Below are 13,280 nucleotides of genomic sequence, written 5' to 3' on the forward strand. Positions count from 1 at the left end.
CGACATCGCCGATGAATCAGTCCACGTCGTAGTGAACCGATAGCATTCCTTTCTTTTGCGAGAGGGAGGCGATGGTGACGTTGCCCAGTTCCTTCAGGCACTTCACATGGGTACCTCCGCAGCCATAGGCGGGAAGCTCGCCGAAACCGATTTCCCGCGAGCCTTCACGCAGCGAGACCAGGCGCGGCAGGTCCGCGGCGATCCATTGCTGAATTCCGTTCTGCAGGCTTTCGACGTCGAGCTCCTGCGGGCTGTCCCCAGGCTTGAAGGACACGCGGCCCTCGCCAGGCCAGTGATGAGCCTTGACCGGTATCCAGCCGCGGGCTTCGCCGAAATGACCGATCAAGTGTCCGGCCGAGTGCATACGGGTATTGAACTGGCGACGCTGTTCATCGACCTGTACCTGGACCATGCCCGGCTGTACCGGAAGATCGACGTAATGAACGATTCGCTCGGGTTCCTGGACCACGCGCAATACCTGGCTTTCACCGATCCAGCCGGTATCGCAGGGCTGGCCGCCGCCCTGGGGATGAAAGATCGTGGCGCGCAGGATCACAGCAAACTCGTTTTCCTGCGGTGTGCATTCGAGCACTTCAACGTTGGCCTTGAGTTCATCATTATGAAAAAAGAGGCGAAGCGTCATATTCCGTGCCCTTATTAAAATACCTTTTTTAATTATATGGTCCGGTGGAATTGCGTGATAATCCGTTCAAACCTCAAAGGACTGTTGCGCTGTGAGCATAAATCTTCCTCTTCCGCTGCTGGGTGAGATGGCGATTTTCGTCAAGGTCGTCGAGGTCGGCAGCTTCTCCGAAGCCGCTCGCCAGCTGGGCTCCTCGCCGTCGGCGGTGAGTCGCAGCATTTCTCGCCTGGAAAAGGCGTTGGCCATTCGCCTGCTGCAACGCACCACACGCAAGTTGCGTTTGAGCGAAGGCGGCGAGGAGGTCTTCAAGCGTTGCAGCGAGATGGTCAGCGCCGCCAAGTCGGTGATGGAAATCAGCGGTCAATTCACCCATGAGGCCGAAGGGCTGGTGCGGATCAGCGTGCCCAAGGCCGTCGGGCGGTTTGTCGTGCATCCGTACATGCCCGAGTTCCTGCGGCGTTACCCCAAGGTCGACGTCGAGCTGCTGCTGGAAGATCGCAACGTCGACTTGATCGACGATAACGTTGACCTGGCCATCCGCATCACCGATCGACCGCCGGCGGGGCTGGTGGGGCGTCAGTTGCTGACCATCGACCACATACTGTGCGCTACGCCGCAATACCTGGCCGAACACGGGACGCCGAGCCATCCTCATGATCTGCTCAACCACAGTTGTATTTACCTGGGCGAAACCCCCAGCGATGCACGCTGGAAGTTCAAGAAGGGCGGCAAGTTGGTGACTGTCGGCGTGCGTGGGCGTTATGCGGCCAATCACACCGGGGTCCGGCTGGGAGCGGTGCTGGAACATATCGGCATCGGCAGCCTGCCTTACTTCACTGCGCGGCATGCCCTGGAGCAGGGCTTGTTGGTGCAGGTGTTGCCGGACTGGACCTTTCTCGCTTCCTACCATGGCGGCGCTTGGCTGTTGCACTCGCCAACCCGCTACCTGCCGCCGAAGCTGCGGGTGTTTATCGATTACCTGGTGGAGTGCCTGGCGAAGGAACCGACCTTGAGCCGGCAGGGCAGGCACGAGGAGAAGGGCAGCGAAGTGCCTGAAGGGAATGGCGCAAGCTGAGCCGGACGCTCATGCGCAGAAAAAAAGGCCCGCCGGTTCAACCGTGCGGGCCTTTATGTTTTCCGGCGGCCGGACTCAGTGCTTGCTGTCCTGGGCGGAGAGCGCCAGCAGCTGCTTTTCCTGGTTCCAGTCGAACGGCTCATCGTTCTGCTCGGCCTCGTAGCGGCGCTCTTCGAGAGCCTGGTACAGGTCGATTTCTTCGTCGGGCATGTAGTGCAGGCAATCCCCGGCGAAGAACCACAGCAGGTCGCGCGGCACCAGATGGGCGACTTGTGGATAACGCTGCATGACCTGGCACAGCAGGTCCTGGCCCAGGTACTGGCTTTCGATCGGGTCGATCGGCAGCGAGGCGCGCAGTTCGTCGAAGCGTTCCAGGAACAAGGCATGGCTTTCTTCGGGAACCTGCTCGGCTTCGCCCACGGCGACCAGGATACTGCGCAAATGGTCGAGCAGGACGAGATGATCGGCGACGACGTTGGACATGACATGAGTCCTCAACAGCAAAACGGGCGCGGGAGTATATAGCTCCCGCGCCCGGTTTCATAATCCGCCTGGCGGTCTTGCGCCTTAGCGGGTTTTCCCTTCGCCCAGGGGCAGCTCTTCCTTGGCGAAGTCATCGACATCGATGACTTTGCGCCGGGCGGCTTCAGCCTCGCGCAGGGTCTGGGCTTCCACTGGCTGCAATACCCCGGCCTCCAGCGCGGCGTCGATGGCATGCTCGCCGGCGACTGGTTTGACCTGGCCGCTTTTCAGCGCCTCGTGCAGTTTTTTCTGCAGCGGATGGCTGGCGCTCAACAGGTCGCAGGCATGTTGCAAGGCGCCGACCGGGTCCTCGGCCGATTGTGGGCGGTAGCAGCCGGCCAGCAGCTCTTCCAGGGTCGGGTCGCCCTTGGCTCGGCCGATGACCGCGGCGACCTCGGCGTCCAGCCGGTCGGACGGGCCTTTATGACGCCGGCCGAACGGGAATACCAGCACCCGCAGCAGGCAACCCAGCACCCGGTTCGGGAAGTTCTCGAGCAGTTCGTCCAGGGCCCGTTCCGACTGGCCGAGGCTTTCTTCCATGGCCCAGGTGAACAACGGTCGCAGATGCTCTGGCGAATCCAGGTCGTGGTAACGCTTGAGCGCAGCGGAGGCGAGGTACATGTGGCTGAGCACATCGCCGAGGCGTGCCGACAGGCGTTCGCGGCGTTTCAGTTCGCCGCCCAGCAGCATCATGCTCAGGTCGGCCAGCATGGCGAAGGCCGCGGCCTGGCGATTGAGCGCGCGGAAATAGCCTTGGCTGAGCTTGTCTCCCGGTGCCGGTTCGAGATGTCCCAGGCCCAGGTTCAGCACCAGGGTGCTGGCTGCGTTGCTCACGGCAAAACCGATGTGCTGGAGCAGCAGGCCGTCGAATTCGACCAGCGCCTGATCGTGGTCCTCGCGGTCGGCCAGGGCCATTTCCTTGAGCACGAATGGATGGCAGCGAATCGCGCCCTGGCCGAAGATCATCAGGTTGCGCGAGAGGATGTTCGCGCCCTCCACGGTGATGAAGATCGGTGCGCCTTGCCAACTGCGGCCCAGATAGTTATTCGGGCCCATGATGATGGCCTTGCCGCCGTGCACATCCATGGCATGGCTGATGCACTCGCGACCGCGTTCGGTCAGGTGGTACTTGAGAATCGCCGACAGCACCGAAGGCTTCTCTCCCAGGTCGACGGCGTTGGCCGTGAGCATCCGCGCACTGTCCATCAGCCAGGCATTGCCGCCGATGCGGGCCAGGGCTTCCTGGATGCCTTCGAAAGCGTTCAGCGGGACGTTGAACTGCTCGCGCACCTGGGCGTATTGGCCGGTCACCAGGCTGGTGAACTTGGCCGCGCCGGTGCCTACGGCAGGCAGGGAAATCGAACGGCCGACCGACAAGCAGTTCATCAGCATCATCCAGCCCTTGCCGAGCATTTCCTGGCCGCCGATAAGGAAGTCCAGGGGAATGAACACGTCCTTGCCGGAGTTCGGGCCATTCATGAAGGCGGCGCCGAGCGGCAAGTGGCGACGGCCGATTTCCACACCGGGGGTGTCGGTCGGGATCAGTGCCAGGCTGATCCCCAGGTCTTCCTCCTCGCCCAGCAGGTGGTCCGGGTCGTAGGCCTTGAAGGCCAGGCCGAGAAGGGTGGCGACCGGGCCGAGGGTGATGTAGCGCTTTTCCCAGTTCAGGCGCAGGCCGATGGTTTCCTCGCCTTGCCATTGGCCTTTGCAGATCACGCCGGTGTCGGGCATGGCGCCGGCGTCGGAACCGGCCAGTGGGCCGGTAAGGGCGAAGCAGGGAATGTCGTCGCCACGGGCCAGCCGCGGCAGGTAATGGTTGCGCTGTTCGTCGGTGCCGTAATGCAGCAGCAATTCGGCCGGGCCCAGGGAGTTGGGGACCATCACGGTGGATGCCAGGTCGCCGCTGCGGGTCGCCAGTTTCATCGCCACTTGTGAGTGGGCATAGGCGGAGAATCCCTTGCCGCCGAATTCCTTGGGAATGATCAGGGCAAAGAAGCCGTTTTGCTTGATGTGCTCCCAGGCGGCGGGCGGCAGGTCCATGGACTGGCCGATCTGCCAGTCGCTGACCATGGCGCACAGCTCTTCGGTAGGGCCGTCGAGGAAGGCCTGTTCCTCTTCGCTCAGCTGGGCTTTCGGGTAGGCCAGCAACTTGTCCCAGTCCGGACGGCCGCTGAACAGCTCACCGTCCCACCAGACCGTGCCGGCGTCGATGGCGTCGCGTTCGGTTTGCGACATCGGCGGCAGGACTTTCTGGAACCAGCTGAACAGCGGGGCACTGAAGTATTTGCGACGCAGGTCGGGCAACAGCAAGGCTGCGGCCACCGCCGCCAGCAACACCCAGAAGATCAGCAACAACCAGCCCGGTGTACGGCTGAAGGCGCCCATGGCCAGCAGGTAGACGGCCACCACGCCCAGGGCGGGCAGAGGGGCGATGCGGCGGTGGGCCAGGTAGGCAATACCGACCAGCAGAACCAGTATCCACAACAACAGCATATTTAATCCTCCGTGAAACCAGGGCCAAAGCACCCCCAGAGCTTAGTCGGCATCCGACAAAAGGGTGTGACAGGGCAGTGCGCTTGAATCGGTAAGAAGAAGCGGACGCAGCGCGTCAGGCATTGGGTCAGCAGTTTGTCGATCTTGTCAGGCTCGAAGCGGCAGCCTCTGATGTTTGGCCGAAACGTCGTTATCGCTGTGGCCGGGCCGTCGTTAGACTCCAGGCTTCACTCGGAGATCATCCTCATGCACGAGTACCTGAGTCCCAGCCGCTTCATCGATAGTGACCACCCTGCGGTGGTGGAGTTCGCCGAAACTCATCGTGGCGTCAGCGGCGATCCGCTGGAGCAGGCAGTGAACCTCTATTACGCAGTGCGCGAAGCCGTGCGCTACAACCCCTACACCTTCAGTCGGGACCCCGAGACCCTGCGTGGCAGCCATGCCCTGGCTACTGGCGAAAGTTACTGCGTGCCCAAGGCCACCTTGCTCGCCGGCTGCGCGCGGCATTGCGGGATCGCCGCGCGGATCGGCCTGGCGGACGTGCGCAATCACTTGTCGACCCCGCGTTTGCTGGAGTTGCTGCGCAGTGATGTGTTTGCCATGCACGGCTATACCGAGCTGTACCTGCAAGGCCGCTGGGTCAAGGCCACGCCGGCGTTCAACCGGAAACTCTGCGAGATGTACGATGTAGCGCCACTGGAGTTCGATGGCCGTCATGACAGCGTGTTCCACCCGTTCAATCGCCAGGGCGAGCAGATGATGGAGTACGTGCTGGACCACGGACAATTCGCCGACGTCCCCGAGACCTTCTTCTTCAAACACCTGGAAACGTGTTATCCGCATCTGTTCGCCGAGCAGATGCCGTTGCTGCTGGGCGACATGCAGAGTGATTTGAGTCAGGTCTGATCCGGCGTAGACTGCCTCGGCATTCATCACTGAGGAGCGGTCATGCTGAAGATCTGGGGGCGAAAAAACTCGTCGAATGTCAGGAAGGCATTGTGGTGCGCCGAAGAGCTCGGCCTGGCCTATGAAGCGGTGGATGCCGGTGGTGCGTTCGGCGTGGTGGATACCCCGGCGTATCGGGCGATGAACCCCAATGGGCGGATTCCGCTGATCGAGGACGACGGCTTCGTGCTGTGGGAGTCCAACACCATCGTGCGTTATCTCGCCGCGCGCCATGCCGCCGGTACTGCCTGGTACCCAAGCGATGTGCGGGCGCGGGCCTCGGCCGAGAAGTGGATGGACTGGACCACCTCGACCTTCGCCGAACCCTTCCGCCACCTATTCTGGGGTGTGTTGCGCACGCCGTCGGAGCAGCAGGACTGGGACAAGATCCATGCCGCGCTGAACACCTGCGGCGAATTGCTGACTGTGGTCGACCAGGCCTTGGCCGAACATCCCTACCTGTCCGGCGAAGAAATCGGCATGGGCGACATCCCCCTGGGCAGCTTTATCTATGCCTGGTTCGAAATGCCCATCGAGCGTCCGCAACTGCCCCATCTGCAAGCCTGGTACGCACGCCTGCAGCAGCGTCCGGCCTATCGCAAGGCGGTGATGACCGCGTTGACTTAATACTGACTATCAATACGGGTGACTGTACTTGTGCGGCGTCGGCAAGCACCATTGGGTGATTCGGCGCCGTTGCAATGCAGGCGGTCCGCCCTTACCTATAATGTTCTCCCCCCTCTTGGTGCGTAAATCCGATATGAGTTCCGCTCTGTCCATCCGGCAGCTAACCAAAACCTACGGCAACGGTTTCCAGGCCCTGAGTGGTATCGATCTGGATGTCGCCGAAGGAGACTTCTTTGCCTTGCTCGGCCCGAACGGTGCCGGCAAATCCACCACCATCGGCATCCTTTCCACCCTGGTGAACAAGACCAGCGGCACGGTGACTGTCTTCGGCCATGACCTGGATCGCGAGCCCGCTGCGCTCAAGCGCTGCATCGGCGTGGTGCCGCAGGAATTCAACTTCAACCAGTTCGAGAAGACCTTCGATATTGTCGTGACCCAGGCCGGTTACTACGGCATTCCGACCAAGGTCGCCAAGGAGCGGGCCGAGCAGTACCTGACCCAGCTCGGCTTGTGGGACAAGCGCGATGTGCCGTCGCGCTCGCTGTCCGGCGGCATGAAGCGCCGCCTGATGATCGCCCGCGCCCTGGTGCACGAACCGCGCCTGCTGATCCTCGACGAACCGACCGCTGGGGTGGACATCGAGCTGCGTCGATCAATGTGGACGTTCCTCACCGAACTGAACCAGAAAGGCATCACCATCATCCTCACCACGCACTACCTGGAAGAGGCCGAGCAGCTGTGCCGCAACATCGGCATCATCGACCACGGCACCATCGTCGAGAACACCAGCATGCGCCAGCTGCTCAGCCAGCTGCATGTGGAAACCTTCCTGCTCGACCTGAAGACCGATATGAAAGTGGCACCGCAACTGGCCGGCTATCCGTGCCGCCTGGTCGACAGCCACACCCTGGAGGTCCAGGTCGACAAAGCCGTGGGTATCACCGCGCTGTTCAGCCAGTTGGCCCTGCAGAACATCGAAGTGCTGAGCCTGCGTAACAAAACCAATCGCCTTGAGGAGTTGTTCGTGTCCCTGGTGGAGAAAAACCTGTCGAAGGTGGCGGTATGAGTTCCGAGCTACGGCCCAACCTGGTCGCGCTGAATACCATTGTCTACCGCGAAGTCCGGCGTTTTACCCGGATCTGGCCGCAAACCCTGCTGCCGCCGGCGATCACCATGGTTCTGTACTTCGTGATCTTCGGCAACCTGATCGGCCGGCAGATTGGCGACATGGGTGGCTTCACCTATATGGAGTACATCGTGCCGGGGTTGATCATGATGTCGGTGATCACCAACTCCTACGGCAACGTGGTCTCGAGTTTCTTCGGTAGCAAGTTCCAGCGCTCCATCGAGGAATTGATGGTGTCGCCGGTGTCGCCGCACACCATCCTCATTGGCTACACCCTGGGCGGCGTCCTGCGGGGGCTGGCGGTGGGCGTGATCGTGACGCTGCTGTCGCTGTTCTTCACCCATCTGCAAGTGCATCACCTGGGCATTACCTTGCTGGTGGTGGTCCTGACCGCGACGATCTTTTCCCTGTTGGGCTTTATCAACGCGGTGTTCGCGCGCAACTTCGACGATATCTCGATCATCCCGACTTTCGTGCTGACGCCGCTGACTTACCTGGGCGGCGTGTTCTATTCCATCACCTTGTTGCCGCCGTTCTGGCAGACGGTGTCGCTGGCCAACCCGGTGCTGCACATGGTCAACGCTTTCCGTTTCGGCATCCTCGGGGTTTCGGATATCCAGATCAGCGTGGCCATTACCTTCATGCTGGTGGCTACCGTGGCCCTGTATTTCGGTTGTGCCCGCCTGCTGGTCAGTGGGCGCGGCATGCGCCAGTAAGCCCGCGCAGAAACGACAACGGCCTCCCTCGGGAGGCCGTTTGCGTTTCTACAGCCGGCTCTGCTTGCGGCGACGCCATTGCCGGCTGACCCACCAGCGCCAGTACAGCATGGTCAGGCAATAGGCGAGGGCGCCCAGCACCAGGCCGGCGACCAGCGAACCTAGCAGGAAGGGTTGCCAGAGGGTCGAGAGTTCGCCGCTGATCCATTCCCAGGTCAGTTCGTCGGGCAGGGTCCTGGCTGGCACATTCATCAGCCAGGCACCGACCTGATAGGTGCAGAAGAACACCGGTGGCATGGTGATCGGATTGGTCAGCCAGACCAGGCTCACGGCAATCGGCATGTTGCCGCGCACGGAAATCGCCAGCACGGCCGCCAGCAACATTTGCGCCGGGATCGGCATAAAGGCCGCGAACAAGCCAACCGCCATGGCGCGTGCCACGGAGTGCCGGTTGAGGTGCCAGAGGTTGGGGTCATGCAGCAACGTGCCAAGAAAGCGTAAGGACTTGTGTTCCCTGATGCTGGTCGGGTCTGGCATGTAACGTTTGAATAAGCGCCGGGGCATAAGGCTTCTCGGTCAGTTCAAGCGGCAAGTATGCCCGGATTCTAGAAGGCGCCCATTCAGACTTTGTGACAAATGATAAAGCTGGCGCTCCGTCCGCTGAGCTAAGCCAGAGAGTGGGAACACTCGAAATGCTCAAGGACGGGCTTATGCGCACAGGAATGCTGGCGTTGGCGGCAGGGCTGCTGACCCTGCGCTTTTTACCGGCGTTGCCGGCAATCGGATGGCTGGCAGTGCTGCTGGTAGTGGCTTTGATGCTGCTGCCGTTTCGTGGTTACCCGCTGGCCTTTTTTCTGCTGGGCCTGGCATGGGCCTGCATGAGTGCGCAGTGGGCGCTGGACGATCGTTTGTCGGAACGTCTCGACGGGGAGACCCGCTGGCTCGAGGGGCGGGTGGTAGGGCTGCCGCAGCAGGCCGAAGGTTTGGTGCGGTTCGAGCTGGAAGGCGCGCGAGCGCGGCGCGGGCAGATCCCGCAACGTCTGCGCCTGGCCTGGTATGGCGGGCCGCCGGTGCACAGCGGTGAGCGCTGGCGCCTGGCGGTGAAGCTCAAGCGACCGGTCGGCCTGGTCAATCTGCAGGCCTTCGATCACGAAGCCTGGCTGCTGGCCCAGCGCATCGGTGCCACAGGCACGGTCAAGGATGGGCAATTGCTGGCCGCCACGCAGGAAAGTTGGCGTGCGCGCATTCGCCAGCGTTTGCTGCAAGTCGATGCCCAGGGGCGCGCGGGCGGCCTGGCGGCGCTGGTGCTGGGCGATGGCTCGGGGTTGAGCCGGGAAGACTGGCGGGTCCTGCAAGACACCGGGACCGTGCACCTGATGGTGATTTCCGGTCAGCACATCAGTTTGCTGGCCGCGGTGATGTACGCCCTGGTGGCGGGGCTGGCCCGTTACGGCCTATGGCCTGGACGCTGGCCCTGGTTGCCCTGGGCCTGTGGGCTGGCATTCGCTTCGGCCCTGGGCTACGGGTTGCTGGCGGGGTTCGATGTGCCGGTGCGTCGTGCCTGCGTAATGGTCGCCCTGGTGCTGATCTGGCGCCTGCGCTTTCGTCACCTGGGCGCGTGGTGGCCATTCCTGCTGGCACTGAATGCGGTGCTGCTGTTCGAGCCGCTGGCCAGCCTGCAGCCAGGATTCTGGTTGTCTTTTACCGCGGTGGCGGTGCTCATCCTGATTTTCGGCGGGCGCCTGGGCGGCTGGCGCTGGTGGCAGTCCTGGACCCGTATTCAATGGTTGATCGCCATCGGCCTGTGCCCGGTGCTGTTGGCGCTGGGCTTGCCCATCAGCCTTAGCGGGCCGCTGGCCAACCTGCTGGCGGAACCCTGGATCAGCCTGCTGGTGTTGCCGCCGGCCTTGCTCGGAACCCTGTTCCTGGCGGTGCCTTACCTGGGCGAAGGTTTGCTCTGGCTGGCCGGTGGCTTGCTGGACCTGCTGTTTCGCGGCCTGACCCTGCTGGCTGCCCAGTGGCCGGCCTGGGTAGCGCCGGCCATTCCGCTGTGGGCCTGGAGCATCAGCGCGCTGGGGGCTTTGCTGCTGTTGCTGCCCGCGGGTGTGCCGCTGCGTCCATTAGGGTGGCCGATGCTGCTGTTGATGGTATTTCCGCCGAAAAATACCCTGCCATACGGCGAGGCGGAGGTCTGGCAGCTGGATGTTGGGCAGGGCCTGGCGGTGCTGGTCCGCACGCGTGAGCACGCCATGCTGTACGACGCCGGCCCGCGGTTTGGCGATTCCGACCTGGGCGCCCGGGTAGTGCTGCCGTCCTTGCGCAAGCTGGGTGTCGAGCGCCTCGACCTGATGCTGCTCAGCCACGCCGATGCCGACCATGCCGGCGGTGCCGATGCCATTCAGCGCGGCTTGCCGGTGGCCAGGCTGGTCAGCGGCGATCCCGAGGGCTTGCCGGCATCCCTGCCGGCACAGCCTTGTATCAGCGGCGAGCAATGGCAATGGGACGGCGTACGGTTTTCCCTGTGGCAATGGGCGGATGCGCAGGACGGCAACCAGAAGTCCTGCGTGATGCAGGTCGAGGCCAAGGGCGAGCGTTTGCTGCTGACGGGGGACATCGATGCCCCGGCGGAGCGTGCCTTGCTCGATACTCCGCTGGCTGTCGAAACCCAGTGGTTGCAAGCACCGCACCATGGCAGCCGCAGTTCGTCTTCACCGGCCTTGCTCAAGGCGCTTGCGCCTTCGGCGGTGCTGATCTCCCGCGGGCATGGCAACGGGTTCGGGCACCCACACCCGCAGGTTATCGAGCGTTATCGCCGGCAGGGAACCGTCATTTACGACAGCGCAGAGCATGGTGCATTGCGGCTGATGCTGGGCACCTATGCCGAACCCATGAGCCTGCGGGCGCAGCGGCGCTTTTGGCGCAAATGGCCACTATTTCCTTAAATAACCGCTAGTTATTAAAGCCGGAAGGCATGCGACATCAGGTTCTTCGGTGCATTCGGCCCCTATGTTAGAGTGGCGCACTTTTTCGAGGGGACTGTCACTGTGTGGGAATTGGTCAAATCCGGCGGCTGGATGATGTTGCCGATCATTCTGAGTTCCATTGTCGCGGTGGGCATCATTGCCGAGCGGCTGTGGACCCTGCGGGCCAGCCGCGTTACCCCGCCGCATTTGCTGGGGCAGGTGTGGCGCTGGATCAAGGACAAACAGCTCAATAAGGACAAGCTCAAGGAACTGCGCGCCCATTCACCCCTGGGCGAGATCCTGGCCGCCGGCCTGGCCAACTCCAAGCATGGCCGCGAAGTCATGAAAGAGTGCATCGAGGAAGCCGCCGCCCGGGTCATTCACGAACTGGAGCGCTACCTCAATGCCCTCGGCACCATCGCGGCCATGGCGCCGCTGCTGGGCTTGCTGGGTACGGTGCTGGGCATGATCGATATTTTCAGCTCGTTCACCAGCTCGGGCATGACCAGCAACGCCACGGTGCTGGCGGGGGGGATCTCCAAGGCGCTAATCACCACTGCGTCGGGCCTGATGGTGGGTATCCCGGCGGTGTTCTTCCATCGTTTCCTGCAGCGCCGGGTCGATGAACTGGTCGTTGGCATGGAGCAGGAAGCCATCAAGCTGGTCGAAGTGGTGCAGGGCGACCGCGACGTCGATCTGGCCGAGGGCAAAGCGTGAAATTCCGCCGCAAGCCACGGGAAACCGTCGATATCAACCTCGCGTCGTTGATCGACGTGGTGTTTATCCTGCTGCTGTTTTTCGTCGTGACCACCACCTTTACCCGGGAAACCCAACTGCGCGTCGAGTTGCCGGAGGCGGTCAGCGGTTCGCCGGCCGAAGACCAGCAGACCAAGCAGCTGGATATCGCCATCAGCGCCGACGGGGTGTTTTCGGTGAACAACCAGGTGCTGCCCAAGAGCGACCTGGCCAGCCTGATCGAAGCCTTGCAGAAGGAGTCGGCGGGTGACACCAGCTTGCCGCTGTCCATCAGCGCCGATGGCAAGGCCCAGCATCAGGCGGTCATTATCGCGATGGACGCCGCCGGCAAGCTCGGTTTCAGCCATCTGCGCATGACCACCGTCGAGGCGGCGCCGGCACCCTGATGGCCATGTCCGATCGCTTGCTCGCTGCCTGGTACAACGGCCATCCCGCGCTGAAACTGCTGCAGCCCCTGGAATGGCTCTATCGACGGGTAGTGGTGCGCAAGCGCGAACGCTTCCTGGCCGGTCAGAGCCCGGTTTACCAGCCACCGGTGCCGCTGGTGGTGGTGGGTAATATCACGGTCGGCGGTACCGGCAAGACGCCGCTGATCCTGTGGATGATCGAGCATTGCCAGCGCAGCGGGCTGCGGGTCGGCGTGGTCAGCCGGGGGTACGGCGCCAAGCCACCGCAGTGGCCATGGCGGGTCGCCGCTGAACAGAGCGCCGCGGTCGCAGGCGACGAACCCTTGCTGATCGTCCAGCGCACCGGCGTGCCGCTGATGATCGACCCGGACCGCAGCCGCGCCGTGCAAGCCTTGCTGGCCGCCGAGCCGCTGGACCTGATTCTCTCCGACGACGGCATGCAGCATTACCGCATGGCGCGCGACCTCGAGCTGGTGCTGATCGACGCCGCGCGTGGGCTGGGCAACCGGCGCTGCCTGCCGGCCGGGCCGCTGCGCGAGCCAGTCGAGCGCCTGCACAGCGTCGATGCGGTGCTTTATAACGGTGCCGGCGAAGATCGGGAGGAGGGGTTCGCCTTTCGCCTGGCGCCAGCCGCCCTGGTCAATCTGCAAAGTGGCGAACGCCGCGGGCTTGAGCATTTCCCGCCAGGGCAGGCGTTACACGCGGTGGCCGGCATCGGCAATCCGCAACGTTTCTTCACCACCCTTGAAACGCTACACTGGCGGCCTGTCCCGCATGCTTTTGCCGACCACGCCGAATACAGCGCGCAGGCGCTGAGCTTCACCCCGGCGCTGCCGCTGGTCATGACCGAAAAGGATGCGGTGAAATGCCGTGCCTTCGCGGCTCCCGACTGGTGGTACCTGGCGGTGGATGCTGTGCCATCCCCAGCCTTCGTGGCCTGGTTCGATACGCAGCTGATGCGCCTGTTGCCCGCTCGTCTTTTGCCTTAAACGCTTTTATCCAGGGAA

The 13,280-nt window shown here is 62.8% G+C and carries 13 protein-coding genes; 9 read left to right on the forward strand and 4 right to left on the reverse strand.

All coding sequences use genetic code 11. The features are described from left to right. Nucleotides 1-16: 16 nt before the first annotated feature. Nucleotides 17-643, reverse strand: a complete 627-nt coding sequence (locus BLV20_RS17495) for an alanyl-tRNA editing protein (protein ID WP_092303536.1) — start codon at nt 641-643, stop codon at nt 17-19. A gap of 91 nt (nt 644-734) precedes the next feature. Here BLV20_RS17495 and BLV20_RS17500 point away from each other — a divergent pair, with 91 nt between their 5' ends. Then, on the forward strand, nt 735-1,718 hold the full coding sequence (locus BLV20_RS17500) for a LysR family transcriptional regulator (protein ID WP_092303538.1): 984 nt from the start codon (nt 735-737) through the stop codon (nt 1,716-1,718). Nucleotides 1,719-1,793: 75 nt separating this feature from the next. Here BLV20_RS17500 and BLV20_RS17505 read toward each other — a convergent pair whose 3' ends face one another. Both BLV20_RS17505 and BLV20_RS17510 read right to left on the reverse strand, forming a co-directional pair. After that, nucleotides 1,794-2,201 carry a PA2817 family protein gene (locus BLV20_RS17505; RefSeq protein WP_007931642.1) on the reverse strand — a complete coding sequence of 136 codons (408 nt, stop codon included), beginning with the start codon at nt 2,199-2,201 and terminating at the stop codon, nt 1,794-1,796. 84 nt (nt 2,202-2,285) lie between these two features. Beyond that, nucleotides 2,286-4,733 (reverse strand): acyl-CoA dehydrogenase, encoded by a 2,448-nt coding sequence (locus BLV20_RS17510; protein ID WP_092303540.1) that lies wholly within the window; start codon nt 4,731-4,733, stop codon nt 2,286-2,288. A 246-nt stretch (nt 4,734-4,979) separates the two neighbouring features. On the opposite strand from BLV20_RS17510, the gene BLV20_RS17515 reads away from it, so the two are divergent. The 4 genes from BLV20_RS17515 (at nt 4,980) to BLV20_RS17530 (ending at nt 8,147) form a co-directional block, all read left to right on the forward strand. Beyond that, nucleotides 4,980-5,639, forward strand: a complete 660-nt coding sequence (locus BLV20_RS17515; protein ID WP_092303542.1) for a transglutaminase-like domain-containing protein — start codon at nt 4,980-4,982, stop codon at nt 5,637-5,639. 42 nt (nt 5,640-5,681) lie between these two features. After that, on the forward strand, nt 5,682-6,305 hold the full coding sequence (locus BLV20_RS17520) for a glutathione S-transferase family protein (protein WP_092303544.1): 624 nt from the start codon (nt 5,682-5,684) through the stop codon (nt 6,303-6,305). A gap of 133 nt (nt 6,306-6,438) precedes the next feature. Continuing rightward, a complete protein-coding gene (locus BLV20_RS17525) occupies nt 6,439-7,371 on the forward strand; it encodes an ABC transporter ATP-binding protein (protein ID WP_092303546.1) in 933 nt (310 codons plus the stop codon). Next, on the forward strand, nt 7,368-8,147 hold the full coding sequence (locus BLV20_RS17530; RefSeq protein WP_092303548.1) for an ABC transporter permease: 780 nt from the start codon (nt 7,368-7,370) through the stop codon (nt 8,145-8,147). The genes BLV20_RS17525 and BLV20_RS17530 overlap by 4 nt, the downstream gene beginning before the upstream one ends. Nucleotides 8,148-8,195: 48 nt before the next feature. Here BLV20_RS17530 and BLV20_RS17535 read toward each other — a convergent pair whose 3' ends face one another. Further along, complete coding sequence (locus BLV20_RS17535) at nt 8,196-8,711, reverse strand: DUF2062 domain-containing protein (protein ID WP_053260192.1); 516 nt, start codon at nt 8,709-8,711, stop codon at nt 8,196-8,198. 146 nt (nt 8,712-8,857) lie between these two features. On the opposite strand from BLV20_RS17535, the gene BLV20_RS17540 reads away from it, so the two are divergent. The 4 genes from BLV20_RS17540 (at nt 8,858) to lpxK (ending at nt 13,262) form a co-directional block, all read left to right on the forward strand. After that, entirely contained in the window at nt 8,858-11,089 is a 2,232-nt protein-coding gene (locus tag BLV20_RS17540) for a DNA internalization-related competence protein ComEC/Rec2 (protein WP_092303550.1), read from the forward strand. Between the two features lie 102 nt (nt 11,090-11,191). Then, nucleotides 11,192-11,827, forward strand: coding sequence for a MotA/TolQ/ExbB proton channel family protein (locus BLV20_RS17545; protein WP_175540221.1), 636 nt, complete (start codon nt 11,192-11,194; stop codon nt 11,825-11,827). Then, nucleotides 11,824-12,252, forward strand: a complete 429-nt coding sequence (locus tag BLV20_RS17550; protein WP_092303554.1) for an ExbD/TolR family protein — start codon at nt 11,824-11,826, stop codon at nt 12,250-12,252. Before BLV20_RS17545 ends, BLV20_RS17550 begins: the two co-directional genes overlap by 4 nt. Beyond that, nucleotides 12,252-13,262 (forward strand): tetraacyldisaccharide 4'-kinase, encoded by a 1,011-nt coding sequence (gene lpxK, locus BLV20_RS17555; protein ID WP_092303556.1) that lies wholly within the window; start codon nt 12,252-12,254, stop codon nt 13,260-13,262. The genes BLV20_RS17550 and lpxK overlap by 1 nt, the downstream gene beginning before the upstream one ends. The last annotated feature ends 18 nt before the right edge of the window (nt 13,263-13,280 follow it).

Origin of the sequence: Pseudomonas sp. NFIX28 (genome assembly GCF_900107395.1) — a bacterium.
Lineage (GTDB): Bacteria > Pseudomonadota > Gammaproteobacteria > Pseudomonadales > Pseudomonadaceae > Aquipseudomonas.

Coding starts and splice junctions, on each gene's coding strand:
- BLV20_RS17495 (WP_092303536.1), bottom strand. CDS start 643: ATGACGCTTCGCCTCTTTTTTCATAATGATGAACTCAAGGCCAACGTT.
- BLV20_RS17505 (WP_007931642.1), bottom strand. CDS start 2,201: ATGTCCAACGTCGTCGCCGATCATCTCGTCCTGCTCGACCATTTGCGC.
- BLV20_RS17510 (WP_092303540.1), bottom strand. CDS start 4,733: ATGCTGTTGTTGTGGATACTGGTTCTGCTGGTCGGTATTGCCTACCTG.
- BLV20_RS17515 (WP_092303542.1), top strand. CDS start 4,980: ATGCACGAGTACCTGAGTCCCAGCCGCTTCATCGATAGTGACCACCCT.
- BLV20_RS17520 (WP_092303544.1), top strand. CDS start 5,682: ATGCTGAAGATCTGGGGGCGAAAAAACTCGTCGAATGTCAGGAAGGCA.
- BLV20_RS17525 (WP_092303546.1), top strand. CDS start 6,439: ATGAGTTCCGCTCTGTCCATCCGGCAGCTAACCAAAACCTACGGCAAC.
- BLV20_RS17530 (WP_092303548.1), top strand. CDS start 7,368: ATGAGTTCCGAGCTACGGCCCAACCTGGTCGCGCTGAATACCATTGTC.
- BLV20_RS17535 (WP_053260192.1), bottom strand. CDS start 8,711: ATGCCCCGGCGCTTATTCAAACGTTACATGCCAGACCCGACCAGCATC.
- BLV20_RS17540 (WP_092303550.1), top strand. CDS start 8,858: ATGCGCACAGGAATGCTGGCGTTGGCGGCAGGGCTGCTGACCCTGCGC.
- lpxK (WP_092303556.1), top strand. CDS start 12,252: ATGGCCATGTCCGATCGCTTGCTCGCTGCCTGGTACAACGGCCATCCC.